Origin of the sequence: Bacillus sp. JCM 19034 (assembly GCF_001310635.1) — a bacterium.
Classification (GTDB): Bacteria; Bacillota; Bacilli; order Bacillales; family Bacillaceae_D; genus Halalkalibacter.
The window spans coordinates 81671-108196 of the sequence record NZ_BAXR01000002.1 but is presented as its reverse complement, the minus strand read 5'-3'; the positions used below and the strand labels follow the sequence as shown (position 1 = coordinate 108196).

26 protein-coding genes and 8 pseudogenes are annotated in these 26526 nt (G+C 36.6%); 13 read left to right on the top strand and 21 right to left on the bottom strand.

The features are described 5' to 3' along the window. Positions 1 to 77: 77 nt before the first annotated feature. Positions 78 to 563, bottom strand: a complete 486-nt coding sequence (locus JCM19034_RS04050) for an RDD family protein (RefSeq protein ID WP_156323895.1) — start codon at positions 561 to 563, stop codon at positions 78 to 80. 163 nt (positions 564 to 726) lie between these two features. Between JCM19034_RS04050 and JCM19034_RS04045 the strand changes: the two genes are divergently transcribed. From JCM19034_RS04045 to JCM19034_RS24600, 4 genes and pseudogenes are all read left to right on the top strand, one after another. Continuing rightward, positions 727 to 1314 carry a biotin transporter BioY gene (locus JCM19034_RS04045; protein ID WP_062047526.1) on the top strand — a complete coding sequence of 196 codons (588 nt, stop codon included), beginning with the start codon at positions 727 to 729 and terminating at the stop codon, positions 1312 to 1314. Between the two features lie 86 nt (positions 1315 to 1400). Then, positions 1401 to 1599 (top strand): annotated as a pseudogene (locus JCM19034_RS20830) (IS1595 family transposase); the annotation flags it as partial. A 439-nt stretch (positions 1600 to 2038) separates the two neighbouring features. Then, positions 2039 to 2569 carry an ABC transporter permease gene (locus tag JCM19034_RS24605; RefSeq protein ID WP_062047524.1) on the top strand — a complete coding sequence of 177 codons (531 nt, stop codon included), beginning with the start codon at positions 2039 to 2041 and terminating at the stop codon, positions 2567 to 2569. Positions 2570 to 2594: 25 nt separating this feature from the next. Continuing rightward, positions 2595 to 3242, top strand: coding sequence for an ABC transporter permease (locus JCM19034_RS24600; RefSeq protein ID WP_082393724.1), 648 nt, complete (start codon positions 2595 to 2597; stop codon positions 3240 to 3242). A gap of 76 nt (positions 3243 to 3318) precedes the next feature. On the opposite strand, the gene JCM19034_RS04030 is transcribed toward JCM19034_RS24600, so the two are convergent. Genes JCM19034_RS04030 through JCM19034_RS04020 form a run of 3 tightly spaced genes read right to left on the bottom strand, consistent with a single transcriptional unit; the run spans position 3319 to position 6280 of the window. After that, positions 3319 to 4422 (bottom strand): DctP family TRAP transporter solute-binding subunit, encoded by a 1104-nt coding sequence (locus tag JCM19034_RS04030; protein WP_062047520.1) that lies wholly within the window; start codon positions 4420 to 4422, stop codon positions 3319 to 3321. 40 nt (positions 4423 to 4462) lie between these two features. Continuing rightward, positions 4463 to 5728, bottom strand: coding sequence for a TRAP transporter large permease (locus JCM19034_RS04025; protein ID WP_062047518.1), 1266 nt, complete (start codon positions 5726 to 5728; stop codon positions 4463 to 4465). A gap of 36 nt (positions 5729 to 5764) precedes the next feature. Beyond that, a complete protein-coding gene (locus JCM19034_RS04020; RefSeq protein WP_062047516.1) occupies positions 5765 to 6280 on the bottom strand; it encodes a TRAP transporter small permease in 516 nt (171 codons plus the stop codon). A gap of 442 nt (positions 6281 to 6722) precedes the next feature. Here JCM19034_RS04020 and JCM19034_RS04015 point away from each other — a divergent pair, with 442 nt between their 5' ends. Continuing rightward, positions 6723 to 7199, top strand: coding sequence for a divergent PAP2 family protein (locus JCM19034_RS04015; RefSeq protein WP_062047514.1), 477 nt, complete (start codon positions 6723 to 6725; stop codon positions 7197 to 7199). Between the two features lie 54 nt (positions 7200 to 7253). Here JCM19034_RS04015 and JCM19034_RS04010 read toward each other — a convergent pair whose 3' ends face one another. The 3 genes and pseudogenes from JCM19034_RS04010 to JCM19034_RS04000 all read right to left on the bottom strand — a co-directional run bounded on the left by JCM19034_RS04010 (position 7254) and on the right by JCM19034_RS04000 (position 9789). After that, positions 7254 to 7955, bottom strand: a complete 702-nt coding sequence (locus JCM19034_RS04010; protein ID WP_062047512.1) for a 3D domain-containing protein — start codon at positions 7953 to 7955, stop codon at positions 7254 to 7256. 195 nt (positions 7956 to 8150) lie between these two features. Further along, the gene (locus JCM19034_RS04005) at positions 8151 to 8468 is read right to left on the bottom strand and encodes a YuiB family protein (RefSeq protein ID WP_062047510.1); all 318 of its coding nucleotides are present in this window, start codon (positions 8466 to 8468) and stop codon (positions 8151 to 8153) included. Positions 8469 to 8593: 125 nt separating this feature from the next. Then, positions 8594 to 9789 (bottom strand): annotated as a pseudogene (locus JCM19034_RS04000) (NAD(P)/FAD-dependent oxidoreductase). A 334-nt stretch (positions 9790 to 10123) separates the two neighbouring features. Between JCM19034_RS04000 and JCM19034_RS03995 the strand changes: the two are divergent. Continuing rightward, positions 10124 to 11112 (top strand): annotated as a pseudogene (locus JCM19034_RS03995) (NAD(P)/FAD-dependent oxidoreductase). A gap of 101 nt (positions 11113 to 11213) precedes the next feature. On the opposite strand, the pseudogene JCM19034_RS03990 reads toward JCM19034_RS03995, so the two are convergent. Together JCM19034_RS03990 and JCM19034_RS20825 are read right to left on the bottom strand one after the other, a co-directional pair. After that, positions 11214 to 11566 (bottom strand): annotated as a pseudogene (locus tag JCM19034_RS03990) (HesB/IscA family protein). Positions 11567 to 11640: 74 nt separating this feature from the next. Beyond that, complete coding sequence (locus tag JCM19034_RS20825; RefSeq protein WP_370621824.1) at positions 11641 to 11799, bottom strand: Spo0E family sporulation regulatory protein-aspartic acid phosphatase; 159 nt, start codon at positions 11797 to 11799, stop codon at positions 11641 to 11643. A gap of 349 nt (positions 11800 to 12148) precedes the next feature. On the opposite strand from JCM19034_RS20825, the gene mqnE reads away from it, so the two are divergent. After that, positions 12149 to 13243 (top strand): aminofutalosine synthase MqnE, encoded by a 1095-nt coding sequence (gene mqnE, locus JCM19034_RS03985; RefSeq protein ID WP_062047508.1) that lies wholly within the window; start codon positions 12149 to 12151, stop codon positions 13241 to 13243. A 38-nt stretch (positions 13244 to 13281) separates the two neighbouring features. Here mqnE and dapF read toward each other — a convergent pair. The 3 genes and pseudogenes from dapF to JCM19034_RS03970 form a co-directional block, all read right to left on the bottom strand. Further along, positions 13282 to 14114: pseudogene (dapF, locus tag JCM19034_RS03980) on the bottom strand (diaminopimelate epimerase). A gap of 20 nt (positions 14115 to 14134) precedes the next feature. Then, the gene (locus JCM19034_RS03975) at positions 14135 to 14377 is read right to left on the bottom strand and encodes a hypothetical protein (RefSeq protein ID WP_062047505.1); all 243 of its coding nucleotides are present in this window, start codon (positions 14375 to 14377) and stop codon (positions 14135 to 14137) included. 24 nt (positions 14378 to 14401) lie between these two features. Continuing rightward, a complete protein-coding gene (locus JCM19034_RS03970) occupies positions 14402 to 14638 on the bottom strand; it encodes a YuzB family protein (RefSeq protein WP_062047503.1) in 237 nt (78 codons plus the stop codon). A gap of 214 nt (positions 14639 to 14852) precedes the next feature. On the opposite strand from JCM19034_RS03970, the gene JCM19034_RS03965 reads away from it, so the two are divergent. Next, a complete protein-coding gene (locus JCM19034_RS03965) occupies positions 14853 to 15920 on the top strand; it encodes an NAD(P)/FAD-dependent oxidoreductase (protein WP_062047501.1) in 1068 nt (355 codons plus the stop codon). Positions 15921 to 16295: 375 nt separating this feature from the next. Further along, positions 16296 to 16535, top strand: a complete 240-nt coding sequence (locus JCM19034_RS03960; protein ID WP_062047499.1) for a NifU family protein — start codon at positions 16296 to 16298, stop codon at positions 16533 to 16535. 53 nt (positions 16536 to 16588) lie between these two features. Here the strand turns inward: JCM19034_RS03960 and JCM19034_RS03955 are convergent, their stop codons facing one another. From JCM19034_RS03955 to yutH, 5 genes are all read right to left on the bottom strand, one after another. Then, the gene (locus tag JCM19034_RS03955; RefSeq protein ID WP_062047497.1) at positions 16589 to 16819 is read right to left on the bottom strand and encodes a transcriptional regulator SplA domain-containing protein; all 231 of its coding nucleotides are present in this window, start codon (positions 16817 to 16819) and stop codon (positions 16589 to 16591) included. A 44-nt stretch (positions 16820 to 16863) separates the two neighbouring features. After that, the gene (gene thrB, locus JCM19034_RS03950) at positions 16864 to 17784 is read right to left on the bottom strand and encodes a homoserine kinase (RefSeq protein WP_062047495.1); all 921 of its coding nucleotides are present in this window, start codon (positions 17782 to 17784) and stop codon (positions 16864 to 16866) included. Beyond that, on the bottom strand, positions 17781 to 18845 hold the full coding sequence (gene thrC / locus JCM19034_RS03945) for a threonine synthase (RefSeq protein ID WP_062047493.1): 1065 nt from the start codon (positions 18843 to 18845) through the stop codon (positions 17781 to 17783). Before thrC ends, thrB begins: the two co-directional genes overlap by 4 nt. Positions 18846 to 18848: 3 nt before the next feature. Beyond that, positions 18849 to 20144, bottom strand: coding sequence for a homoserine dehydrogenase (locus JCM19034_RS03940; protein WP_062047491.1), 1296 nt, complete (start codon positions 20142 to 20144; stop codon positions 18849 to 18851). Between the two features lie 254 nt (positions 20145 to 20398). Next, positions 20399 to 21433 (bottom strand): spore coat putative kinase YutH, encoded by a 1035-nt coding sequence (gene yutH, locus JCM19034_RS03935; protein ID WP_082393722.1) that lies wholly within the window; start codon positions 21431 to 21433, stop codon positions 20399 to 20401. A 140-nt stretch (positions 21434 to 21573) separates the two neighbouring features. On the opposite strand from yutH, the pseudogene JCM19034_RS03930 reads away from it, so the two are divergent. Continuing rightward, positions 21574 to 22070, top strand: a pseudogene (locus JCM19034_RS03930) (phosphatidylglycerophosphatase A). An 85-nt stretch (positions 22071 to 22155) separates the two neighbouring features. Here JCM19034_RS03930 and JCM19034_RS03925 read toward each other — a convergent pair. Next, positions 22156 to 22929 carry a TIGR01457 family HAD-type hydrolase gene (locus JCM19034_RS03925; protein ID WP_062047489.1) on the bottom strand — a complete coding sequence of 258 codons (774 nt, stop codon included), beginning with the start codon at positions 22927 to 22929 and terminating at the stop codon, positions 22156 to 22158. A 214-nt stretch (positions 22930 to 23143) separates the two neighbouring features. Continuing rightward, positions 23144 to 23595, bottom strand: a pseudogene (locus JCM19034_RS03920) (DUF86 domain-containing protein). Between the two features lie 112 nt (positions 23596 to 23707). Between JCM19034_RS03920 and JCM19034_RS03915 the strand changes: the two are divergent. Next, positions 23708 to 23974 carry a DUF3055 domain-containing protein gene (locus JCM19034_RS03915; RefSeq protein WP_062047486.1) on the top strand — a complete coding sequence of 89 codons (267 nt, stop codon included), beginning with the start codon at positions 23708 to 23710 and terminating at the stop codon, positions 23972 to 23974. 74 nt (positions 23975 to 24048) lie between these two features. Next, positions 24049 to 24304 (top strand): annotated as a pseudogene (locus tag JCM19034_RS03910) (cytosolic protein). A 40-nt stretch (positions 24305 to 24344) separates the two neighbouring features. On the opposite strand, the gene JCM19034_RS03905 reads toward JCM19034_RS03910, so the two are convergent. Then, entirely contained in the window at positions 24345 to 24659 is a 315-nt protein-coding gene (locus JCM19034_RS03905; protein ID WP_062047483.1) for a YutD family protein, read from the bottom strand. Positions 24660 to 24839: 180 nt separating this feature from the next. Here JCM19034_RS03905 and JCM19034_RS03900 point away from each other — a divergent pair, with 180 nt between their 5' ends. Beyond that, on the top strand, positions 24840 to 25391 hold the full coding sequence (locus tag JCM19034_RS03900) for a YhcN/YlaJ family sporulation lipoprotein (RefSeq protein WP_062047482.1): 552 nt from the start codon (positions 24840 to 24842) through the stop codon (positions 25389 to 25391). A gap of 89 nt (positions 25392 to 25480) precedes the next feature. Here JCM19034_RS03900 and lipA read toward each other — a convergent pair whose 3' ends face one another. Beyond that, on the bottom strand, positions 25481 to 26386 hold the full coding sequence (gene lipA / locus JCM19034_RS03895) for a lipoyl synthase (RefSeq protein WP_062047480.1): 906 nt from the start codon (positions 26384 to 26386) through the stop codon (positions 25481 to 25483). Between the last annotated feature and the right edge of the window lie 140 nt (positions 26387 to 26526).

The following is a 26526-nucleotide window of genomic DNA, read 5'->3' as shown; positions in this document are numbered from 1 at the left end:
ATCTAGAATCAACCTAAGAGTACTCACTCGTTTTACTAAAAAGAAGTTGCCCCCACCAAAAGGGGCAACTTCTTTTTTTAGTCATTTTCAACTAGTTGTTCAGGTAAATCACGTGTAACATATGTACCAGCGATAAAATCATGAATGCTGCGTTTATCACGGCGAATCATGACCATTAGTCCACTAACTATAACTAACAAACCGAACGAGATTGTATATAGAACAAGTGCAATAACAGCCCGTAAAATCATTGCTCCGATCCCTAGTTTCGAACCGTCTAATTTCACAATTCGAACACCACATATACGTTTACCAACTGTAAAACCATACCATACAACCGGCAGAATAACCATATAGACTAGTTGCCCAACTCCTGAAAAAGCTTGTGAAAGAATTTCAGCTTGTGTATAGATTATAATATCCTCAAAGTTATACACAACTACATCCGCACCGGGGAATGGAATAAATAACAACAAGATTGAAAAAGCGATTGCAAGAAAAATACTATCTAGAATTGATGCACCTAAGCGTATCCAGAAACCAGCTGGATTTTGAGCCATTATATCAACCTCCAATATTAGTAATACTTCTCTATTATACTAATGATTAGAATTGTAAGGCAATATTTTCTTACCACTTTGATTGTCAACCCTACATTAACTAAGGTTGACAATAGACATTTCACATATTATTCTACTAGAGTACAATTAAATTTGGAGGTGCATTATGAAGAGATCTTTCCACACGAAACAACTTGTATATATAGCGATGTTTGCCGCATTAATGACGATCGGAGCCAATCTTACATCCTTTCTTGTGATCGGTTCAGTACCTATTACGCTGCAACCTTTCTTTGCCATGTTAGCTGGTGCTCTATTAGGGAAACGTCTCGGTTCGATTTCGATGCTTGTTTACATACTAATTGGATTAGTTGGGTTTCCAGTTTTTGCTCAATTTAGAGGCGGATTGTCTACGTTTGTCAGTCCGACATTTGGTTTCTTGCTATCATTTATTATTTTAGCATTTGTGGCAGGGTGGATTATTGAAAAGAGTAAAGAAAAGAAGCTGTCTACGTTTTTCATAGCTTGCTTTACCGGACTTTTTATAAATTATTTAATTGGAACCAATTATATGTATGCTAATTTAAATTTAATAGCAGATGGTGAAGCTGTAAATTATCAAACTGTTTGGGCTTGGATGGCTGCTCCATTTATAAAAGACTTCATTTTTACATGCTTTGCTGCCATTTTAGCCAAGCGAATATATAAAATAGTGGATTTGCCAAAAGCTGAACAAAAAAACAAAGTAGCCTAGACAAATTCGCGAACAAGTGCATGGTGTTTAACACACACTTTTTTTAGAAGGCTCTGTTGAAGGTAAATGTTGATATTTGATGCCTTGTGATTGTAACCGATGCGTGGAGAGCCTTTAAAACCTATCCTAAAGAAAAAGGATTAGTGCATTACCGTATTAAATCAGACGGTGGCAAACACGTTATTAACAGGTTTGTAATACACTCAAAATGTCAACGGTCTCCATTTCCGTTTAAAACAGTGGATAGATCGTTCTAATTGTGTGGCAACAAAGTATCTCGAAAATTTACCTTTATAACTTTAACTATTTATCTACTGATGCCTATTAAATAAACCTCTTTTACTTTGTTTACATGTAACTAAAGTAAAAGAGGTCATTTTTATAATAACGGGTTCCGTTACCTATCACAAACAAAGAAAAGGTTGTTTAATTTGCCTTTTATGCACAGTATGATTCATTCATGTATACCTTTCCACTTCACAAATTTAAATTTATAACAAAAAAACACAAAATTATTATTAGTTAATAATGAATTTGTGAAGTAATGCCCTAAAAGAAACGAGCAGTTTAATTAAACAAGAAAAGTCTATATTCTTCTTATTAATTAATTCTATTTTATAATAACACCTTTAAACAATTAAGGTAAGTTATGTTAATATAGATTGAAAACAGTAAAGCAATTTATACATTGCACTGAGTAAGGATTAGAAAAGTTCATGAAAGTATGGGTATATTTATGGATATAAAAACATTATGGAATTTAAGGATTCATGAATTTTATAGAAAAATGTTCAGGTACTATTCAATAATTGGTGCGAATGTTGTTTATTTTTTCCTGGTCATTGGTAGTATCTTTATTTATTATTTTAATTTATTTCTTAAGTGGGTACCTTCTCAGATATCTGTTGAAGTAATTTTATCCCTATTTATAACCTTCTTTTTAATGCAAACAAAGGTTCGTACATTTGTAAAAAGGGCAGATATATTATTTTTGTTGCCATTAGAAGTGAAATTAAAGTCGTATTTTATTAAATCACTTGTATATAGTTTAACTATTGATATTATTAAATTGCTTAGTTTAATTACCATTTTCTTATCCTTATTTTTACACACAGTTAATATGTCTCTTCCCATCTTTCTTTTAATAGTAGGGATTGTTTCTTATAACATTTTAATGAAGTGGACTGAACAGTGGTTACAGAACTATGTACAATTTGTATTAAATAGGTTAAATAGGTTTTTTCGATATATTTAATGTGCTATTTTTTGTTTAATAATGACTGGATTTTTGTGTTTGTTTTAATGAGTGTAAATTTCGTTTATTTAATTTATATTATTGGAAAAAAAGAAATCTGAATTGGCAGTGGCTAATAATTGAAGAAGAAATTGCCTTATTAAGAAACTTTAAATTTATTAATATTTTCATGGATGTCCCTAATCTTAAACGTTCTTCTCGGAATAGAAGTTTGCTTACAATGATTCTGAAAAGATGTATACCATACAGCCAAAGATACACATTCTTATATTTATACTCACACATGTTTGTAAGGTATAATGATTACTTTTATCTTTATCTAAGACTAACTGTAATTGGCATATTTATTAATTATGCTATACCAACAAGTGGTTGGATTTTTAATCTCCTCATTTTATTTGTGACTGGATTACAAGTAATTCCTTTACAATATGAAATTAAACAAAGTGCATTACTTTATCCTATTTCTAAATCTCAGATGAATGATTCTTTCTTAAAATTTGTCTTGCTTATATTATATATACAATTTTTTATTCTATATTTCACAATGTTCATCCATACTTCTACTGCTAAAATATACTTTCTTGTAGTTGGAAGTTTATTTGTTTATATATTTGTATGTTTTTTTATATCAAAGAGGGTCAATGTCTCAGGTAGTTCCTTTAAAGAATAGCGTGGTATTCAACGAACGAACCAAAGAAATAAGAACGCCCCAATTTAAAGGACGTTCTTCAACTAACTTATATTGATTATTCGTGAGCTGCAATCTCTTCTTCTAAAAGATCTAGAATTTGAACGCCTTCTTCACTAAGACTATCGCGGAACTCCTCACGAACCGGAATCGCAAGCTCGCGGAATGCTTCTCGCTCTTCTTCCGTTAGTGTAATAATTTCCGTTGGATTGTCTGTATCATCTGTGATTCGATCTAAATAGCTTTCATTCATTTCATCTTGTAATTCGAACGCACGAGGCTGCATTTCTTCTACTGTTTCATCTACTAGTGAACGAACTTCATCAGGTAATCCATCATAGAAAGTTGGATTTACTGCTGTCATTGCGACATAATTGTTATGATTTGAAACTGTTAAATGACTTTGAACCTCATGGAATGACGCATCCGCAATAAAGAAAATTGGATTTTCTTGCCCATCAACGACTCCAGTATCTAAACCTTGATATAAGTCTCCCCAACTTAGTGGAGTAGGATCAGCACCATATGCTCGGTAAGAATCCATAATTAATGGCGACTCTTGCGTACGGATTTGGAAACCATTAAAGTCATCCGGAGTGCGTAACTCACGGCTACCTGTCCATTGCATAGCACCTTCTGTAAAGTATGCAAGTGGCTTTATATTTTGAGCCTCATATAGATTAGCTAAGTGGACATTTAATGCTTCACTCGTATTTAAAATTTCTTGTGTTGTTTCAAGGTCATCTGGGAATAGAAATTGCAAGGCAAATAATTGTCCTTCTTCAACCATTCCACCTGTAAAACCAGGAGAAACGATGGCAAATTCAACTGCCCCTTGTTGTAGTTGCTGAACCTGGTCCACTTCATTACCTAATCCACCAAATTCAAATACATCTATCGTGATTTGTCCATTAGATTTCTCATTGATAAGTTCAGCAAACTCGGCTGCATATTCATATTGAACTTGTCCTTCATTCTCCTCAGTGACAAATCTCCAATTATACGTTTCATCAATAGCTACATCACTATCAGACTGTTCACCTTCTGTGTCAGCCTCAATAGGATCTGTACCCTCTTCTGTCTCTCCACCACAAGCAGCTAAAACTAGCGATAATGCACCTGCGACAGCAACAGCCTTGAACCCTTTTTTCTTAAAAAACATCTAATTCCCCCTATAAATTAGTTTTATTTTCAAGAAATATCTATAACAAAAATAGTGATATTTCTTCAAATAATATAATTAACACCGCTGCAACAAGTAACATGATGATATACGGTGGTGTTCCCCTTATAACATTTAAATATGACTTATTAAAGACCGCACTGGCGGTAAATATATCTACACCAAATGGCGGTGTAGCAGAACCTAATGCCGCTTGGAAGACGATAACAATTCCTAAGTGAATTGGATCCACACCTGCTGCTATTGCTGCTGGATAGAAGATTGGCGTTAATATTAATATAACGACAATTGGATCGACAAACATACAACCAATAAAGAAGAAAATTGCTACAATAAATAACACGTATAACGCTGACGGGCTATCACCTAAAACAGCTCCTGTTAACAATTGTGGTACTCTTTCCATCACAAGTATCCAAGAAAGTGCTTGACCTGCTGCAACAAGTATAAAAACGGCAGATGTAACTAATCCCGTAGATAAAGCTAGTTTAGGTATCATTGAAAGTTTTATCGTTCTAAAAATTAATAATTCTAAAATGAGTGCATATATTACTGAAATTCCAGCCGCTTCTGTCGCAGTAAAAAAACCACCATAAATACCACCGATAATAATGACTGGAAATCCTAAAGGAAGTAATGCTTTGACAGTAACCTTCCCTCTTTTCTTCCAAGGAATCTTCTCATCGAGAGGGATGTTAAAAATCTTTGCATGAATATAACTATAAATAACAAACATTAGTAGCACTAATAATCCTGGTCCAATACCTGCGATAAATAAATCCCCTAATGAAACATTTGGTGCAGCTAATGCATATATAATTAGTCCAATACTCGGTGGAATTAAAAGAGCTACATCACTAGCATTAATGATTAAAGCAATTGCACTCGAATCCTTATAGCCAGCCTTCAATAGTCTTTGTCTCATCGGACGTCCTACAGCTACAACGGTTGCTTGTGTCGACCCTGAAATAGAGCCGAATAATGCACAAGTAATAGCAGTAGTAATCGCATAACCGCCGCGTATATGACCAACAAACGCACCTACAAAATCTAACAATCTCTTTGATGTTTTCCCTTCTGACATAATGTCAGCAGCTAATATAAACAATGGAACTGCCAAAAGCTCGTATGCCGAAATCCCGGTCATCATTTGTTGAACTAAAAAAGATGGATCTGTCGGCATAAAGAAAACGATCACAATGATCGAAGCAGCAATCATTGGAATCATCATCGGAAATCCCAATAATAGTAACACGATCATTACTAATAACATCATCGCTATCATCTATTCGTTCCTCACAGTCTAATTATATTCGGAATATTATGAATAATCTTTACGATCTTCTGCTAAGTAAACATCCTTTTCACGTATATTTACCCACATGTTCCTTAAATATTGTATACCACCAAAAAATAATCCAATTGGTACAATTACAGCAAAGAAATATACAGGTACTCGTAAAGCAGTCGTCACCTGACCAGAATCAACCATGGTCATGAAATATTGATAACCAAAAAAAGCTAAAGTAAACAGCACAATTGCAGTAACAAAAGGTATCAATATTGCTAACGTCTTACGGATTGGAAATGGAGCTAAATCATAGAAAGCAGTCATACTAATATGTCGACCTTTCCTTGCAGCGTAACTAATCCCCATAAATGTAGCAACTGTTACAGCAAAACGACTTACTTCCATATAGAAGGACCAACTTGAGCCAAATACTTCTCGACTAATTGTATTTCCGACAATCATAATGACAATTAAAATAATTGAATAACTTAAAATCCATTCCTCAGCTTTCACAAGCCCTTGATCGAGCTTCTTAAGAAATTCCAAGAAATCTTCTCCCCCTCTCTTCAAACGTTACAGTTATAACCGTAAACGCTTAAAGCAACGCTATATATAATGATACAGAATCCCGCCTATGTGCTCAAACGTGAAATAACGGCTTCACATCGGATAACCTTGCAAAATTAAGTCTGAGGTAAAGTCAAACAACTGAGCTAAAAAGATCCTCATCTCAGCATCTAAATAATCTCGAATCCTCCACATTCACCTTGAAATTTTTGGATTTACCTTTTATGCCATTTCTCTACACATATTCAATTATCTTAAAGCCATTTTCTAACTTACTAATAAAAGACAAGTACAAAACAATATGATATACTTTACTTTTAAAGAATCATTTAACAACTTTAATTCACTAGTAAAAAACAACAAATTAACATACATTAAACAATATGAATCGTTTTAGACTCGAAAGGACGTATAAGCACTTATGGACATTTTCCAAAATTTCCCTTTGTGGGCTTCTCTTTTTGCAATAGGTTTTGCTCAGTTTGTAAAAGTTCCTCTAAACTTTATTGCAACAAGAAAAATTGAATGGTCTTTATTAACAAGTACTGGTGGAATGCCTAGCTCGCATTCGGCTGCTGTTACATCTTTATCGACAGCGATCGCCCTGGAGTTTGGACTTGATTCATCCGTTTTTGCGATAGCCGCAATTTTCGGTATTATTGTCATGTTTGATGCTACAGGGGTTAGAAGACATGCAGGTTATCACGCAACAGTTATAAATCAGCTCGTAACTGATTTTAATAAGCTTGTGGCAGAGGTTAAAACTTGGCCAAAAAAACAAGAGAATGAGAAAAGGAAAGAATTAAAAGAATTGCTTGGCCACCAACCAATCGAGGTCTTTTTCGGTGCACTATTAGGGGTTTTTCTTACTCTTATTCTACACGCTATCGTTCACTAAGGCCGTACTAAACAAAGAGTGAGGCAGGATAATCCTGCCTCACTCTTTGTTCCTCTAGAACTCCATTTGATTGCGAAAGACTTGCACTGCTTCTTCCTCATTCATTTCAATTAACTCTTCTTCAGAAAGCTGTCCGCTTCCTTCCTTTACTAAGTAAACCTCAACTTCTTTCTTACCCCATTGATCATAAACATCCTGAACCGTTTCATAATAAAGATCAATCTTATTTCCTTTAATTGCTGAACCAGTATCTGCGACTACACCGTATCCATAGCCAGGAATAAATAATACCGATCCAATTGGATAAATACTTGTATCTGCAGCAATGGTTGAGTACAAATCACGCTTTACACGCACACCTGAATACGTAATACCATAGCTAGGATGATCTGGATTCTTACCTGTCGATTCATAACCAGCTGTATAGCCAGTTGCAACAACATGATTGGAAGGGTATTGCGTCCAATCTATCGCTTCCTCCAACGTAACTGGTTCTGATTCAACAACCTCCTGAGACATCGCCTTCTCGCTCGTTGAGTAAAAAGGCAGATCTCTAAATGACAAGAACGACTGCTTTTCGCTCGTATTTCTTGCTGTATGTAACTCTTCTTCTTGAGAAAATTTCAATTTTTCGTAAATCCATTGATGCAGCTCAGCCGCACTTACATTTGAGAAGGTTTCAAACGTCGTCAATAAAGCTGTCATAAATAACACACTTATAAGAAAACCTCGACTCAACGTTTTTAAACGTATCAATCAAATTCACTCCTCTCATGAAATCATCCTCCCCAGAAGTGAAATGATTTATACGCAAAACAGCAAAAAAAAAGACGCATCATGCGTCGAAGTCTTTCTCGATGGTATTCTTGACATTTTGCCCTCATAATTAAGACACCATGTTCTTTCTAAATAAAAAAGTACAGCAAAGCCCCCTTCGCCATACTTTCTACACTAAAACATTTGATAGCCACGAACCCGTAGCATTTTAATGACTATACCTGAAATAATAGCCCCAGCAAAACCACTAAATAAAATAATCATATCTACCAGCTGTAATGCAAATAAATGCTCGCCAATTGAAGAAAAGGCAACAGAAGGCTGTGTGACATAATCGATTAATTTAGCATCATTTACAATCCATATAATAACAAGAGGATATATAAAAGCCATAATCCATGTTGATCGTAAAACCATATTTAATAAAAAGCCTATACCGAAAAATAATACGAGAAACAGTACAATTGAAATAATTAATTGTGGTATATTCATCAAACGCACCCCCACGTCCCTTACATTTTACGCAATGAAAGAATCCTTCGTCAATTGACTAAATCATGAACAAACTTAGAATGGCGTAAAAGGGAAGCCTTTTACGCCATTCTAAAATCAATTAATTACATCGGGCTCTTTCCGCGTTTAAGAACTAGTCCAGGACCACCTAATAAGAATAAATAACGATTGTCAATCATCTTCTTCATAAAGTTAGCTGTTGAACCGAATAATTTCTTCGTTCCGACGACACCAATCGCTTCTTTGCCACCTAATGAAGCAACCGTTCCTTTGATTTGTGGAGTGAACGTTTGTAGTGAACCCCCATCTAATAATGCTCGTAAATTGTTCGCACATATTTCCGCCATTTGCATAGCAATTTGTGCCGTTGGAGGGTACGGGCGATTGATTTCTTCGTTAATAATCAAAGCACAGTCACCAATGACAAAAATATCCTCATGACCAGGAGCACGTAGATCTGGTTCTACCTTAATACGTCCACGCATTGCTTCAAAACCAGATTTTTCGATGATAGAGCTTCCTCTAACACCTGTAGCCCAAACGATTGTCTCAGCTTTAATTTCATCACCACTTGCCAAAATAACACCTGATTCCGTTACCTCTTTAATTGGGCAGTTGATTTTAAACTCAACACCACGGCTCTCAAGCAAGTTCATCCATATTCGACAAGCTCAGGGTCAAAACCAGGCAGTGCAGTAGGGGCAGCTTCAATCACATACATTTTCACCTTTTCTCTAGGGATATCATATGTCTGACAAAGCTCTGGTACTCGTTCTGAAAGTTCACCAATAAATTCAATACCCGTAAAACCAGCACCAGCTACGATAAATGTTAATAGCTCATCCTTCTTTTCAGGTAAGTTGTTATATTTCGCAAATTGGTACTCAATATGCTCCTTCACTTCGCGAACACCATTTACTGTCCATTTGCTAAAGGCATACTCATGTACACCAGGTACACCAAACGTCTCTGCTTCTGAGCCTAATCCAATGACTAAGTAGTCATATTCAAGCTCACCCTGCTTAAGGATAACCTTCTTTTCTTCACGTTTAATCTCTACAACTTCGTCTTTCACAAAATTAATTTTGTTTAAATCAAGAACACTGTCAATAGGCATACGAGTACGATCTGCAGATAGTGTACCTGCTGCTGGCTCATGTAACCACGTTGTTTGATAGTGATAGTCATGCTTATTAACTAGTGTAATATTTGCATCATGACCGACTTTCTTTGATAAGCGTGCTGCTGTAATCATTCCGCCATATCCAGCACCTAAAAGTACAATATTTGGCTTTTTCAACAAAATCACTTCCGTTTTCTTTATAGATTTTCAAAAAAAAATAATTGCTACGAACTTATTGTGAATATTTTCACGAACATAAACAAAGAAAGATATTGTTAGATAATCTCGCAAAGAATTCACTAAACACAGTTCTATAATATTCGTTTTCTAGACATATTTCAACTATTTTTTGATCATTTCAGTAAATACCATTTACTATTAAATTATTCTTATTTTTAATGTGAGCGAACTTACTTAAGAATATTCATTATAGAATCATTCCGTATTCTTTCTTTTTCTTTTTATTTATGCATATAATAATTGATATGAATACTTGGAGGTGCCTAAAATAATGTCAGATTCAACTATGTATGATATTACAATTATCGGCGGTGGCCCGACTGGTTTGTTTGCTGCCTTTTATGGGGGAATGAGACAAGCTAAAGTGAAAATCATTGAAAGTATGCCGCAATTAGGAGGGCAGTTAGCCGCTCTTTATCCAGAGAAATACATATATGATGTAGCTGGATTTCCAAAAGTACGTGCACAAGAGCTTGTAGACCGTCTCATGGAACAAGCAAATCAATTCAATCCGACGTTTGTTCTTGAAGAGTCTGTACAAGAATTAATTAAGCAGGAAGATGATTCATATATTATCCAAACGGATAAGGATACTCATTTTACAAAGGCAGTCATAATCACTGCTGGTGCTGGTGCTTTTCAACCAAGGAGATTAGAGGTAGAAGGTGCAAGTCATTACGAAGGTAAGAACTTACATTACTTTATTAAAGATCTTGAAGCATTTGCTGGACAGCGTGTACTCGTATGTGGTGGGGGGGATTCTGCAGTTGATTGGTCATTAATGCTTGAACCAATTGCAAAAGAAGTAACGCTTATCCACCGCCGTGACAAATTCCGTGCTCATGAACACAGTTTAGAACTTTTAAAGAAATCCAATGTTAACATATTAACGCCATTTCAAATTCAAGACTTAATTGGTGATGAAACAGCCATTAACCAAGTAAAGTTAGCAGAAATAAAAGGAAGTAAAACACATACAATTGATGTTGATTCCGTCATCGTAAACTTTGGTTTTGTATCATCCCTCGGTCCCATAAAAAATGGGGACTTGATATCGAGCGAAACTCCATCAAAGTTAATACAAAGATGGAAACAAATCTTCCGGGTGTATATGCGGCTGGTGATGTATGCTCATATGAAGGAAAGGTAAAATTAATCGCAACTGGTTTCGGCGAAGCTCCAACAGCCATCAACAATGCAAAAGCCTATATTGACCCAAGTGCTAAAGTATTCCCTGGTCATAGTACGAGTTTATTTTAACAGCTAAAAGAGGTGTCCCTGACTGTCAAACCTGACCGTCAAGGACACCTTTATTTTTGTCAATTTTATTATTCTACATTTCATCTAAAAAAGACGTTTTTTTAACACTCTTCAGGTTTTCCAGCATTTGTCGCCGTTCTAAAAGAGAACCACATCCACAATTTGCAATCGCATTCGGGTTGTCAATCGTAAAGCCGCCACCCATCATATTTTGCTTATAATCAATTGTTACGTCTTTAACAATCGGAACACTATCCTTATCAATTAACACGTCTAACCCATTAATTCTATGCAATTCATCATCTTCCGTCTTTTGATTGTCAAATCCCATACCATAAGAAAGACCGCTACAGCCTCCACCTTTCACACCGAAACGGAGCATCAGGCTATCGTCTCCCTCAGCTTCCTTCATAGTTAAGATTTGACTCACGGCGGATTCCGTTATTGTAATCATAACATCCCTCCTCCAATTAGACTTTTATTATACAATAATTACTCCTTGCACCTCAAGGAAGTCGACTTTTTATCTCAACAATCTACTGGATGGTGATCATGAGAAGCAGAATGTGTAATCATCATTAATTCATTATGTGTGTGATCTAACTTTTGACTGTACTGCAAGACAATAGGGTGGTTCATTCCATATATTTTTGCTGCATCAATCATTTTAAAGCGTAAATCTTCTATTTTTTAAAATAAGCATCGTGGTTTATAACATTACGCATCCCTATCACCTCTCCCCATTTACTTGTTCAGTAGTTACCTATAGTTTACAAAACTAACAACTAGAACGCAATAAATTCCACATCTGTTCCAATTTTTGTTGAACATATGTTAAAGTTTGTAATTAGATGTCTTCCTTTTAATCAATTCAAAGTAATAGTATAATAGAAAAAATGAATAGTAAATATTTCGATATTGAGAGGGTTCTCCCCTCTTTTTCTTCATAAATTTATTCACTTTTATTTTATGAAGCACACTCATTTATGACTACGTATTGATTGATTTTTTTATTCGAAATGGAGGAAACATTTTTATGAGTATCATGTTAACAGATACGAAATTAGAAGCAATTGCTGAGAAACTAGAAAATAAACAACGGCTTAGCATTGAGGATGGCTTATACTTATTTGAATCACCTGACTTGCTTGGTATTGCACAGCTAGCCAACAAAGTAAACCTAGAAAAAAACGGGCATAACGTATATTTTATTGAAAATATGTACATTAACCCGACTAATGTCTGTGAAGCTAATTGCGGATTTTGTGGATTCAAGCGTAAGCCTGGCCAAGAAGGCGCATATACGATGGATGAAGCAGCATTATTAGAATATGTTGAGAAAAGATGGAATGATAACATTCGTGAGTTTCATATCGTCGGTGGACATAACAATGAAGTCCCGTTTGATTACTATTTAGATACCATTCGTACGTTAAAGAAACATTACCCTAACGTGACTGTGAAGGCTTATACAGGAGCAGAAATTGAATTTTTCTCTAGACTCTCTGGTTTATCTATGAAAGAAGTGTTGGAAGAGCTTATTAAAGCTGGACTAGATACGCTTCCGGGTGGTGGAGCTGAAATATTAACAGAACGGTATCGGGCAAAGATGAGTCCAGAAAAAGCCTCAACAGATCAATGGCTTGAAGCACATGAAATTGCACATAATCTAGGCTTACGTACACACGCAACAATGCTCTATGGTTCAATAGAATCTAAAGAAGAACGGTTAATCCATATGGATCGTGTCCGTCAGCTACAAGATCGAACAAATGGTTTTATGGTATTTATTCCACTAGCCATGCAGCCACGCAGTGTAAAAGCCGGATTAAAGCGTCGTACCAGTGCGTATGACGATATGAGAACATTGGCTATTAGTCGTCTAATGCTTGATAACTTTGACCATATTAAAGCTTATTGGATTAACATTGGTGTTCAATTAACACAAATGGCGTTAACATTTGGGTCAAGTGATATTCATGGTACATTAATTGAAGAACGTATTTCCCATTCCGTTGGTGCTTTAACTTCACAAGGCATTACTCGTGAGGAGCTTATCCACCTTATTAAAAGTGCCGGAAAAACGCCTGTTGAACGTGATACATTCTATAATATTATTAAAAAATACTAATACTAAAGGGTTGTTCCAAGTGGAACAACCCTCATCAATTATTTACGCTCAAAAATTCCTTCGCAAATCACTTCGGCACCGCCTGTCATAAGCACATCCCCATTTTCATCCCAAATAATACGTAAGTCACCGCCTAATAAATGAACGATAACTTCCTTACCTTTTTGACTATACCCATTTAACACAGATGCAACAACTGCTGCACACGCCCCTGTTCCGCAAGCTTGCGTAATACCAGATCCTCTTTCCCATACACGGAAATGAATTTCATTAGGAGAGACCACCTCAACAAATTCCACATTCACCCAATCGGGAAAACGTTCATCCTTTTCCATTAAAGGGCCAATTGTTGTAACAGGTGCTTGCTTTATATCGTCAACAAACATAACTGCATGGGGATTCCCCATTGAAACTGCCGTTAACGTTACTGTATCCTCACCAATCGCAAAAGGTTCAGCTACTACTTGATCAGCAGCTTCCCCCATCATTGGAATTAACTTTCTTTCTAAAATTGGTCTACCCATATTAACTGTTACATTTGTTACCCTTTTACCATCAACATGAACTTTTGCTTCTACTAGCCCTGCCAATGTTTCAATTAGAAACGTTTCTTCTTCAACATAACCATGTTCGAAGGCGAATTTCGCCACACATCTTAGACCATTCCCACAATTTTTTGCTTCCGAACCATCATTGTTGAAAATTCTCATTTTTACCGGTGCTTCTTCAGATGGTGCGACTAAAATTAGACCATCAGAGCCAATCCCCTTATTTTTATCAGCTACTTCGATCGCAAGTTGTGGTAAATCTTCTTCCTTTAACGGATGTTTAAAAACATCTATATAACATAACTGTTCCCAAGTCCATGCATTTTTGTGAATTGCAATTGTACTACCCCTTTCTTAACGGCTTGTCTGTCCAAAAATAGTCATCATCTACCTCTATAATTGTCATGACCTCATGACAACAAGGCATGATCAACCTTGTCTTAATTCCTTCTTGTGCACGTTTGAAATCTATTTTTTTCATATTTGTCCTCACTTGTTCTTGATGACAATATGGGCAAGAATCAAAATAAACGTCACCCATCATCATTTCATAAGGCCAAGTATGAGTGAATGGGATCATCTCCATAAAAAACCTCCCTTATCGGTTTATTTAAAACATCGGATTTTCTTCTAAATATTCATATATTTGATCAACAAGCTCATCATTTGTCTCAGCAGAAATATATTCACCATTAACGAGAGCAAACGGTGCTAAGGCACATTGGCCACAATGATTTAAGCAGCCGTACTCAATAATATCTAAGTTAGGGTCCTTCTCTAACATTTCCATCGCTTTCTGTGAACCACTTGCTAAGTTACTTAAACAAAATTCAATAATAGGACGCATATTTTCACCTCATTTAATCTACAACATTTATGCTACTCTCGCTGTAGTAAGAAGTCAATTCCGATTATTTTTCACAATGTACGCAATTATTAAAAAATTAATCAATTTGTTGTTATTTTATCTCAACTTGATATAATCAAACTGTCATATATATTATGTTTACTTGCAATCGTTTGCAATTCTCTATCTTTTCTTCTCAAAGGAGACATTTTCCATGCAAAAATTACTCATTCTTGGTGGTGGATACGGTGGAATGCGTATTATCCAGCGGTTATTGCCTGATTTAAGGGACGATATCAAAGTTATCTTGGTCGATCGACTACCTTATCACTGTTTAAAAACTGAATACTATGCTCTTGCTGCAGGAACTGCCGCTGATCATGACCTCCGTGTCACTTTTCCGGAGGATCATCGCCTTTCTATTCAATATGGCACTGTTTCAGAAATTCAACTAGAAGGCAAACAAGTACACTTGGAAGACGGTACCATTCTTGACTACGATAAACTGATTATCGGACTAGGCTGTGAGGACAAATACCATAATGTACCAGGTGCACAGCAATACACTCACAGTATCCAGTCTATGGATGCAACACGAAAAACATATGAAACACTTAATAACGTAAAACCAAATGGAATTGTTTCAATTGTTGGTGCAGGCTTAAGTGGTGTTGAATTAGCAAGTGAACTTCGTGAGAGCAGACCTGATTTGACCATTATGCTCTTTGACCGTGGTGAAATTATTCTTTCTATGTTCCCTCGTAAATTAAGTACGTATGTACAAGATTGGTTTATTGAGCATGGTGTCGAAGTCATTAACAAATCTAATATTACTAAAGTTGAGGAAGACGGCTTGTATAACCATGATGAAAAAATAATGAGCGATGCGATCATTTGGACCGCAGGAGTTCAGCCTGTCGAAGTAGTTCGTAATTTAGATGTCGAAAAAGATAAACAGGGAAGAATTAAACTAACACCGCAACACTTTCTTCCAAATGACGATGACGTTTTTGTTGTTGGTGATTGTGCTAGTTTACCTCATGCCCCTAGTGCACAGCTTGCAGAGGGCCAAGCCGAACAAATCGTCACTATTCTAAAAAAACAATGGAATGGTGAACCTTTACCAGAGCAACTTCCGAAAATCAAGCTTAAAGGTGTTTTAGGTTCATTAGGAAAAAAACATGGCTTTGGCTTAATGGGAGAGCGAACGCTTCTTGGACGAGTGCCTCGTGTACTAAAAAGTGGCGTTCTCTGGATGTACAAATACCATTCCGGAAGTTAAGAAATAGCGAGCCCCTATTCTTAATTTCTTACTATTAGGAAAAGGGATGAGCATATTATCTGAGGAGCATCGAGTGTAATCGTTACGTTTGTTTTTAGGCTTTACAAAAAAAGCTGCGTACTGTAAAGTGTCTACTGAGACAAGCCGATGCTCTTCCTTAATATTCAGGCATCAAAATGCCTCCTGCAACGTTATCCTTTCCACCTTAGCTTTTCATCCTTGAAACATGAATGGAATCTTTGTTATTCTTGTTCATATGTTCCTGTTATACTTCCATGAATAACTATTTCCAAGGATTCACCTTAAAATCCAAAGCGAATACATGGATTTTTTTTGTTTCCCTATTATAATAAATATAGAAAGGAGTTGTTGACCATGGCAACAAGTACTGAAATGATTGAACAAGTAAGAGAAGTATTAGATAAGCTTCGTCCGTTCTTACTTCGTGACGGTGGGGATGTCGAGCTAGTAGATGTAGAAGATGGGATCGTAAAAGTACGTCTTCTTGGTGCTTGCGGCTCTTGCCCAAGTTCAACTATTACGTTAAAGGCCGGTATCGAACGTGCTCTCCTTGAAGAAGTACCAGGAGTTAAAGAAATCGAACAAGTTTTCTAATGCTTGTTAATATGAGTAAAAGGAGCCTAATGAGTGATCATTTGGCTCCTTTTTTACATAGATAACTGATTATAAAGTAATTCTGCCGATTCATACGTCGCAAAAATCGCGTCATCTTCTTCTATTGGATGATAAAAATCGCGAAATAGTAATGTTAACCTTTCCGGATCATCTGGATCTCTTGCAATCATTGCTTCCTGTATTGTTGATACGGAAGGAGTGTGCGGATTTTCATAAATGACATACACTTGTTGTCCTTCTTCTAGCTCATCAATAGATAACATGCAGGTACCCTCCTTGGTTAAAGAATACCCGCATGTATTATTCGTTATTCATTTAGATGGATCATTTCCCGTTTCACTTCAACACCTTTAATAGCTGGTTGCATCACTTGAATTTCAAGTGTAGGAAATAATTGTTGCAGCTCTTTTTTTAATTCTTCACCACGTTGAAATGGTGCTAAACAAAGCATAGTTGGGCCAGCACCACTTAACGCAGCACCATAAGCAATTGTCCTTTCAGTAACCGTTTCTAATACTTCTTTCATATGAGGAACAAGAGCGAGACGATAAGGGTGATGAAATAAATCCTCTGACATCATTTTTCCAACTAATTCAAAATTCCCTTGTAGGAGAGCTGCCACTAATACATTCGCAACACTACTTGCCCGGACTGCATCCTTGTAAGAAAACTCTTCTGGTAATACGCCTCTAGCCTTTTTCGTTTTAAGCTCCTCTGATGGAACTAGCAAAACAAGATCAATTTCAGGAATTCCACCATTTACAATATCTGTATCTTCCTCGGTATGGGTACCAATCACAAGTCCTCCATAGACAGATGCAGCAACATTATCAGGATGTCCTTCCCATAAAGCAGCATAACGTATCTTTTCCTTAGCCGTTAAAGGTTCTCCTACTAACTGATTAGCAAGTTCAATTCCCGCCACAATTGCTGCCGCACTGCTTCCAAGCCCACGAGCAAGTGGTATTTCACTCTTCATTTTCACATTACATGGTGGTAATTGATAACCTAGTTCGTTTGCTACGTGTAGTGCAACCTCACAAATTAAGTTATCTTCACCACTTGGGACATCTTCAAGTCCAGGAGACGACGATGTAAAAACCCATGCATCCGAAGGTTGTACTTCTAATGTTAAATACCGATTAACTGCTAGTCCAATTGAATCAAAACCTGGTCCTAAATTGGCTGAGCTCCCTGGAACCTTTATCATAAAAGGCTCTTGGCTCATGATGATACACCACCCTTTAGGTGGTTAAGGAATGCCTCACGGTCGTTTGGTAAAACGGTTGGCTTAACGGATACTGTATCAATCGCTGTATTCGGATCTTTTAATCCATTTCCAGTTAATACGCAAACAACACTTGAGCCTTTTTTAATTTCACCGGATTTAATTTGTTTCATTAAACCTGCAATTGAAGCACATGACGCTGGTTCAGCAAAAACACCTTCACGTTTCGCTAACAATTGATAAGCTTCAAGAATTTCTTCATCCGTTACAAAGTCAATCTTACCGTTTGATTCCTCAGATGCGGCAACTGCTTGCTTCCAACTTGCAGGGTTTCCGATTCGAATTGCTGTTGCGACTGTTTCAGGATCATTAATTACTTCATTACGAACGATTGCTGCTGCTCCTTCAGCTTCAAATCCACGCATTTCGGGTAAGCCTGTACCTTTTTGCTCATTGTATTCTTTAAACCCTTTCCAATATGCTGTAATATTTCCAGCATTACCAACCGGGATTGCTAATACATCAGGAGCTTTTCCTAACGCTTCACACACTTCGAAAGCGGCTGTTTTTTGGCCTTCAATTCGGTATGGATTAACAGAGTTTACGAGTGTGATTGGTTCTGTTTTGCTAATTTCACGAACGATATCAAGAGCATTGTCAAAGTTCCCTTGGATCTCAAGTACTTCTGCTCCATACATAACAGCTTGAGCAAGCTTACCCAATGCAATTTTCCCTTCAGGAATAACGACAATACATCTTAAACCAGCACGGGCACCATAAGCGGCAGCGGCAGCCGATGTATTACCTGTTGATGCACAAATAATCGCTTCGCTTCCTGCTTCCTTTGCTTTTGCAACTGCCATCACCATTCCACGATCTTTAAACGAACCAGTTGGATTCGCTCCTTCATATTTCACATGAACGTCAACGCCCCACTCTTTCGACAGATGAATTAGTGGTACTAGCGGCGTATTCCCTTCTTGCAGCGTTAATAATGGCGTTTGTTCATTTACAGGTAAAAATTCTTTATACTCTTGAAGTAATCCTCTCCAACGACTCATTCTTTATTTTCCTCCCTCAACACGATAGCTGCTTTCAATCGATTCAATGACATCAAGCTCAGTTAATTTTTGATATAGTTTCAAATAGTTTTCTTTATTAGTATGATGTGTAATAACAATAACTTCTGCTACTTCTTTTCCTTCAATTGGCAATTGAAGCAATTTCTCGAAGCTTACTTCAAGATTAGCGAATAAACTTGTAACCGCTTGGAACGTACCTGCTTTGTCTAGTACACGCAAACGCAAGAAATATTTTGAATCAATTTCTTTATCTTCCTTTAATGTACGTTCATGCAAAGGCTTTTGAATTCCATTTCCACAAACACCTAACCGCATATTTTTCATAACGGAAACTAAGTCAGATACGACCGCTGTTGCAGTAGGTAACGACCCCGCACCTGGACCATAAAACATCGTCTCACCTACAGCCTCGCCATACACATAAACTGCATTATATTCATTATGAACAGAAGATAAAGGATGTTCCTTCGGCAATAATGTCGGTTCAACACTCACTTCGACTCTACCGTCATCACGTTGTGCTAAACCTATTAACTTCATAGTATATCCAAGTTGATCACAGTAATCTAGATCTTCTTTTGTCACAGAGGAAATTCCTTTAACACTTACATCAGTTAGGCTTACATCCATTGAAAAACCGAGCGTAGCCAATATCGCCATTTTGCGAGCAGCATCAAGCCCTTCAACATCAGCTGTAGGATCACTTTCAGCAAACCCTAGCTCTTGTGCTTTCTTTAACACTTCATCGTATGAGCTTCCATTTTGAGTCATCTTCGTCAAAATGTAATTTGTCGTCCCATTAACGATCCCCATAATTTTCTTAATACGATCTGCTGACAAACCATCGCTTAAACCACGAATGATCGGAACTCCACCAGCAACACTTGCCTCATAATATAAATCACAACCGTTGGCAGCCGCTTCTTTTAACAACCCGGCACCATGAACAGCCATTAAATCTTTATTAGCTGTTACGATATGCTTGCCATTTTGCAGTGCCTTAAGCACATGCTCTTTAGTCGTATCGACGCCACCCATTACCTCAATAATAACATCAATTTCAGGATCATATATGACATCTTCAATTTGATCGGTCAAGATGTTTGAATTGATGTGGATGGGTCTTTGTTTATTTAGATTACGTACAGCCACTTTTTTAACAGTTACAGGACACCCTACTTGGTGACGAAGTTCTTCTTGGTGCCTTTGAATAATCGAAACGACACCTGATCCTACTGTACCTAATCCAATTAAACCAACACGTACTTCTGCTGCCATTTCTCTACACTCCTTCTCCCACACTTATTGTATGTCTAAAATGAACAAATGTTTATCTATAAAGGACATTATAGACCTCTTTTCCTAGAACTACAATAGACAATTTCGATAATTTTATAAAAAGTTTGAGAAGGGACTTTCTTTATTCTATCTAAATTTTTGAATCAAGTAAATGTTAAAAAAACTCGAAAAACACTGAAAAGAGGTAGCTCCTTTTTCAGTGTTCGTAATACAATGTTCTTAAATGTAATGTTTTAGCTTAACCATTCGAGTGTAGGTACATTCACTAATGATTTTGCTCGTGAATGCAAATAATAAGTGGAGAAATCTCTAAGAAACGTTTCATTGTTCGCTTCATTCATGAGCAGCTTCATAAATTGCTGTCCTCTTCGTATACGATCCTCCTTAACTTGGGCAGAGTAGTAGAACTCAATTGCTTCAAAATAATGACGCGGAAATAATAGGCGGGCATATAGCAAGCGACGTGAATAAGTTGATAATAAGTCTACTTGTTCATAACCATTTAATAATTGGCTAGCTTTTTCCCAAGGAAACTGATCGTTTCTCAAACGTTGATCTCTCATCCACTCGGCAATATCACGGCAAGGATGATCGTATAGCCACTCTGTTGGTCTTTTCACAATAGCACCATCTTGAGAAACGATCATCCAGGTATGTTCTGCAAAATGTCGGTGAACGATCGTGGGCATTTCTTGATCACGACTAAGTTCATCAATTGTCGCATCAACTGCATATTGTATTGCATTTTCAGTTAACCCCATAAAATAAGGATACGTAAACAAAAATGCTTGATCCACATCAGATTGTGGTCCTTCAAATAATACTTGTTGATACCAGCTTTCCAGCTGTTCTAACCGTTGTTCCCATATCTTAGGCCATTGACCAAAAAAGTCGTATTTCTTCTGATATGGAACCCGTTTACCGTAAGAATGCAATTGGGATAAATGCATTCCACGTTCTTCTTCGGAATTAATACGAATTTGCGAAGCTGATTGTTCATTCGGTAAAGGGGCAACGTAAACTTCCTGTCCGTCTACTAATGCAATCCTATTATTATTTTTTGTCAGTAACGGTTCTAGGACAGACAGATCCCCAATTGATCGCAAATAATTCGTAAAACTTAGCATTTCAGATTCACTTATAAGACATTCATCTTTCGGAAGCAATAAGTACGCATGATTATTTGAATAAAACCCGTCATACCCTTCTAATAAAAAGCGCCCTTCACAATAAAGACCAAAAGCATCATAAATCGTGCGTTCAAACATTAACACCACTCCTCTAGGCATTCCTTTTTTTAGTTTATGCCTAGCTTGAATAATTTGTGTATAAGTACAGTAGACTACGAATATTACTTCTGTCACAATAGTAGTGAGTGGTAAATATATTTTAGGATAGAGGTGTACGTATGACTAATAGGCACATGGATGTTGTTGAGAAAAAGGCAAGGGAGTTATTAGAAGAAAGAGGAGTAACACTTGAAGATATTGCAGAGCTTGTCTACTATTTACAAGTAAAGTACCATCCCGATCTTAAAATGGAAGATTGTCTAGAAAATGTCGATCGTGTTTTACGAAAGCGCGAAGTACAAAATGCCATCCTAACTGGTATTCAGCTTGACATTTTGGCTGAACAAAAGAAGCTCGAGGAACCACTTCAAGATATCATTGATCGTGACGAAGGTTATATGGAGTTGATGAGATTATCGCTTTATCAATTGTAAATGTATATGGTTCAATAGGATTCACGAACTATGGTTATATTGATAAGCAAAAACCCGGAATATTAGAACAATTAAATGATAAGAGTTCCGGGAAATGCCATACTTTTTTAGATGACATTGTTGGTGCCATAGCTGCCGCTGCGTCAAGCCGGCTAGCTCATAGTGCTGCTAACACAGAATAAAGGATATAACAAATTACATATTGATCGCTAACATTGAAAAACTAAACCGCGCTCCTTAACAAAGGGTACGCGGTTTTCTTTCATTTTATTTTATAACTTCCCAGTCAGATAAAGAATCTATTTCAAATGTTGGTTTTTCATCATAGCTTGCAACTTGTTCTTTTGTTGAAACCCCTGTATAAACAAGTAAGGTATCCATCCCCGTACGAATACCTGCTAATATATCGGTGTGGTAGTTATCGCCAACCATTACAGTCTCCTCGTTCGTTAACCCCATTACTTCTAATGCTTGTTCTACAATAACTGCTTCAGGCTTTCCTATAAAGGTTGGTGTTACTCCGGTACTAACAGACAACACTGAAATAAGTGAGCCCGCTCCGGGAACAAGTCCTCTTTCAGTTGGTAAGGCAACATCTCCATTAGTGGCAATAAACGTTGCACCTGCACGAATGTTTAACGCTGCTTTTGCCAGTTTTTCATATGTAATCTGACGATCTAGACCCATGACAACAATATCTGCTCCTTCATCTACTAACTCATGGCCTTCTTCAAGTAATGCAAGTTTAAGCCCCTCTTCACCAACCATACATACTTTTGCATTTTGCTTTAATTGACTAATATACGTTGCCGTAGCCATACTTGTCGTAAAAACATGCTCTTCATCAGCCGGCACATCTAACTCACGTAAATGGTTAGCAACATCACTAGGGTGCTTTGTTGAATTATTCGTAACAAACAAGTAAGGTATTCCTTGTTCTTTTAACTTTTTCACAAACTCAATCGCTTCTGGAATTTTCTCTGTCCCGCGATACATTGTACCATCTAAGTCAATTAAATAACCTTTGTAAGCTTTTGTCATCGTTATTATCTCTCCAGTCATATTTACTGTTCTTTTACTTTATATACAAGATATTTTTTTGTACCTCTTTAAATTGACGGCGAACAGCATTTCAATAAAGTAAATTTCCCTCGTTGATCGACGTAATTAATTGAAGGGGGGTTGCTTCTTTGTACAAAGTGTTCACCATCCCCCTTTTGTTGTTAGTTATTGTAACATAAAAGGGATTCTTCAACTATTGATCGTGCTGTGGGATAAACGCTGATACTGGACCAGTTCTTGTTCTAAGTAACGTCTCACCTCAATTGGAAAGCCACGCAACGCCTCTTTATGCTGATTTAATACATTACGAAGTGACAAATGATCAATGTCTTGAAATTTCTGAACGAGTTCTTTCCTTTTTTCTAGTACTGCTTTTAGTTCATCTGCCTGTTCTTTTTCAATCACTTTTTCATCTTCCAATATATCAATTATATCTTCGTAACTTCCAGGATCACGCATAATAAAACCATCAATCATACTATTTCCAACATCGATAATCGATTCAATTACTATCATCGCAATTCGTTCAAGTGCAAGCTGATCAGTAAAGGTTGGGTTATTAGTATTTAGTTTTTCTAAATGTGCAATCGATCTTTCCATATACGTTAGTGCTTTATCTATTTGATTTCGATCTACAAAATACATCTTCTCGTCTCCTTTTTAATCTTCTGTATTGCCAATTGCAAAGTGATTTACTTTGAGCTAATGTAAAATGAACAATGAAATTATGAACTGAATAAGATTTGGAGGCTTAATTATGTCTGAACGTTTTTTTCTTTATGATGAAACAGAAGAAACTCGTACACGTTTTGTTAGCTTTATGGGTGAATCGAACCGTTTTGATTTAGCGATCATTGAATCGAGCCGGTATTACGGCAAACAGCTTGTTCTAGATATACAATCAAACCGTTTTGCAATTCTTGGTCAAGATGACCTTGAAGAACCTCATTACATTGAGGAAGCTTTTAACTTATCTAATGAAGAAGCTACTGAGTTAACATCCTTCCTCTTTGAAATTGTATAAGTATCTTTCTCTTTCATTTATTTTGTTGAAAAACACCTCCTGCGGGTACGCTAACCTTAAGGAGGTGTTTCTCGATGGATAGAGAAAAGCAAACCAAACAAATCTATTCTGACTTTGCCAACGTTGAAGCAATGAAAAACTTTCTTGTGCCAGAACAAACCCCTGAAGCCATATGGATCACCTATTAATAATGACGAGCCCGTTTCAAATAAAACGACACCTTATGAAAAAGGACAACGTCCTTATAGTGCGTTTAATTATGAAAATAAGTCGTTACATGAAGATAATCCGCGTAAATATCCTGGTGCACACCCAACACATGATGAATAATGTTCCAGCACTGTGTCTCTATTTAAAAGAGCCAGTGCTTTTAACTATTCACAAGATCATTGTTTTTTTTCGATTTATTTTTTTCCTTTATTCGTTTAATGACGAAATAGGCACAACCAAAATTACAATATTCATACAAGTAATCGGGTAACGTACTTATTTTCGTATCATACGTAGACTTTTTATTTCGGTCTTCAAAAAAACCCCTAAGTCTAAGTTGATTATAGCCCCAATCGCCTACTATATAGTCATATTTATTTAACACTTCACTATATCGTTCCTTAAAGGCTTCTTCATCCCAGCCATTTTTAACATTTTCAATGACTTCAAATTGCAGTCCCTGAATTCGGACCATACCTATTCACCTCAATCCTTCACTCTGTTATGAATTATAACATATGTAAACGAAGACAACAGCCGTATATGTTATGGATATATATCATAACAAATTGACATTTTCAATTTTAGCAATTCATTCCACGATTTAATCTGTTGAAATAAAAAATTCAAAAACGGGAACTCTGAAACTAAAGGAGTGATAAAATATGCCAATAAAAAAATAATTCTTATCTTATCGATTGTTTTATTATTCTCAGGCTGTCAATCAGCAAATGATCAACAGTCGACACAACAAGCACAAATGAAGCATGAAGTAACCCAAGATAATGCCAATTATAATGATTACAGCCATGTTCATTATACGAAGCAACAGGTTGAACCAAACGGCCAACAACAAGAGGTTACTTATGTTGATCGAGAAAAGCTAACTGATAGCATCACACGCTTAGTTTTGACTAATGATGAAGTGGGAGAAGCTGCAACGCTTGTGACAGATCAGTATGTACTTGTTGCATACACAACAGCTTCGGAAAACCGAGAAGAGGTTGCTGATCAAGTTAAGCGTTCAGCATTGTCCATTGCCCCTCATTACTATGACGTTTACATTTCAGATAATGAAAATCATTTTGATGAAATTGAGCGTTTTAGAGGATTAAATGCACACTCAAATAGTGAAGAAGCTATTGAACAAACGATTGAATTGTTTAAGCAATCTCCGCAAGGACCAAAGAGCGAGGAAATTGATTAAGAAAATGTATTCTTTTTTGTAGCAGGATTCTTCAAAAAAGAATAAAAGAAAGGGTTGTCCCACAATTCAACTGGACAACCTTCATATTTTTAATTTTGTACCTTCATTGCTTCTTTTCGAACTTGTGCTTCATTTACTTGTTCATCTGCATGATATGACGATCGTACAAGTGGTCCAGCCTCACAATGGCTAAACCCTTTGCTTAAAGCAATTTCCTTTAGCTCGGCAAATTCATCAGGGTGATAATACTTCTGAACTTTCAAGTGCTTCTTCGTCGGCTGCAAATATTGTCCAATCGTCATAATATCAACATCTACCGCACGAAGATCATCCATTGTTTCAATAATTTCTTCCTTCGTTTCACCTAAACCGATCATTAAGCTCGATTTCGTCGGAATGTCATCATGTATTTCCTTTGCTCGCTTTAGAAACTCTAACGTACGCTCATATGTTGCACGGGCCCGAACTCTAGGTGTTAAGCGACGAACTGTTTCAATATTATGATTCATAATATTAGGCCGTGCATCCATTAATGTTTTTAAGCTATCAAAATTACCCAACATATCTGAAGGTAGAACCTCAATTGTACAAAACGGATTCCGATTACGAATCGCTCGAACAGTATCAGCAAAAACAGCTGCTCCACCATCTTTTAAATCGTCACGAGCAACAGCCGTAATGACAACATGCTTTAATCCCATTTGCTCAACTGACTCAGCAACTCGCTCTGGTTCTTGTAAATCAAGTTCAGTCGGTAGACCCGTCTTTACTGCACAGAATCTGCACGCCCGTGTACAAATATCTCCCAAAATCATAAACGTTGCTGTTTTGCGGACTGCCCAACACTCATGAATATTCGGGCAACGTGCTTCTTCACAAACGGTATGTAGTTTCTTCTCGCGCATCATTTTCTTCAAGCCTGTATAGGATTCATTTGTATTTAATTTTATTTTAAGCCATTCCGGCTTACGAAGGTGTTCTTCTTTCTTTGCCATTATTATTCACTCCATCCAAGCTTGCAAATTTCTCATATTTAATACTTTACCACGATTAATAAGAAAAAACCAAACGAAGTGCCCTAATTACCAATCATTCACTATGATGATTTTTCATTATTTTAACACACTAATGGTAA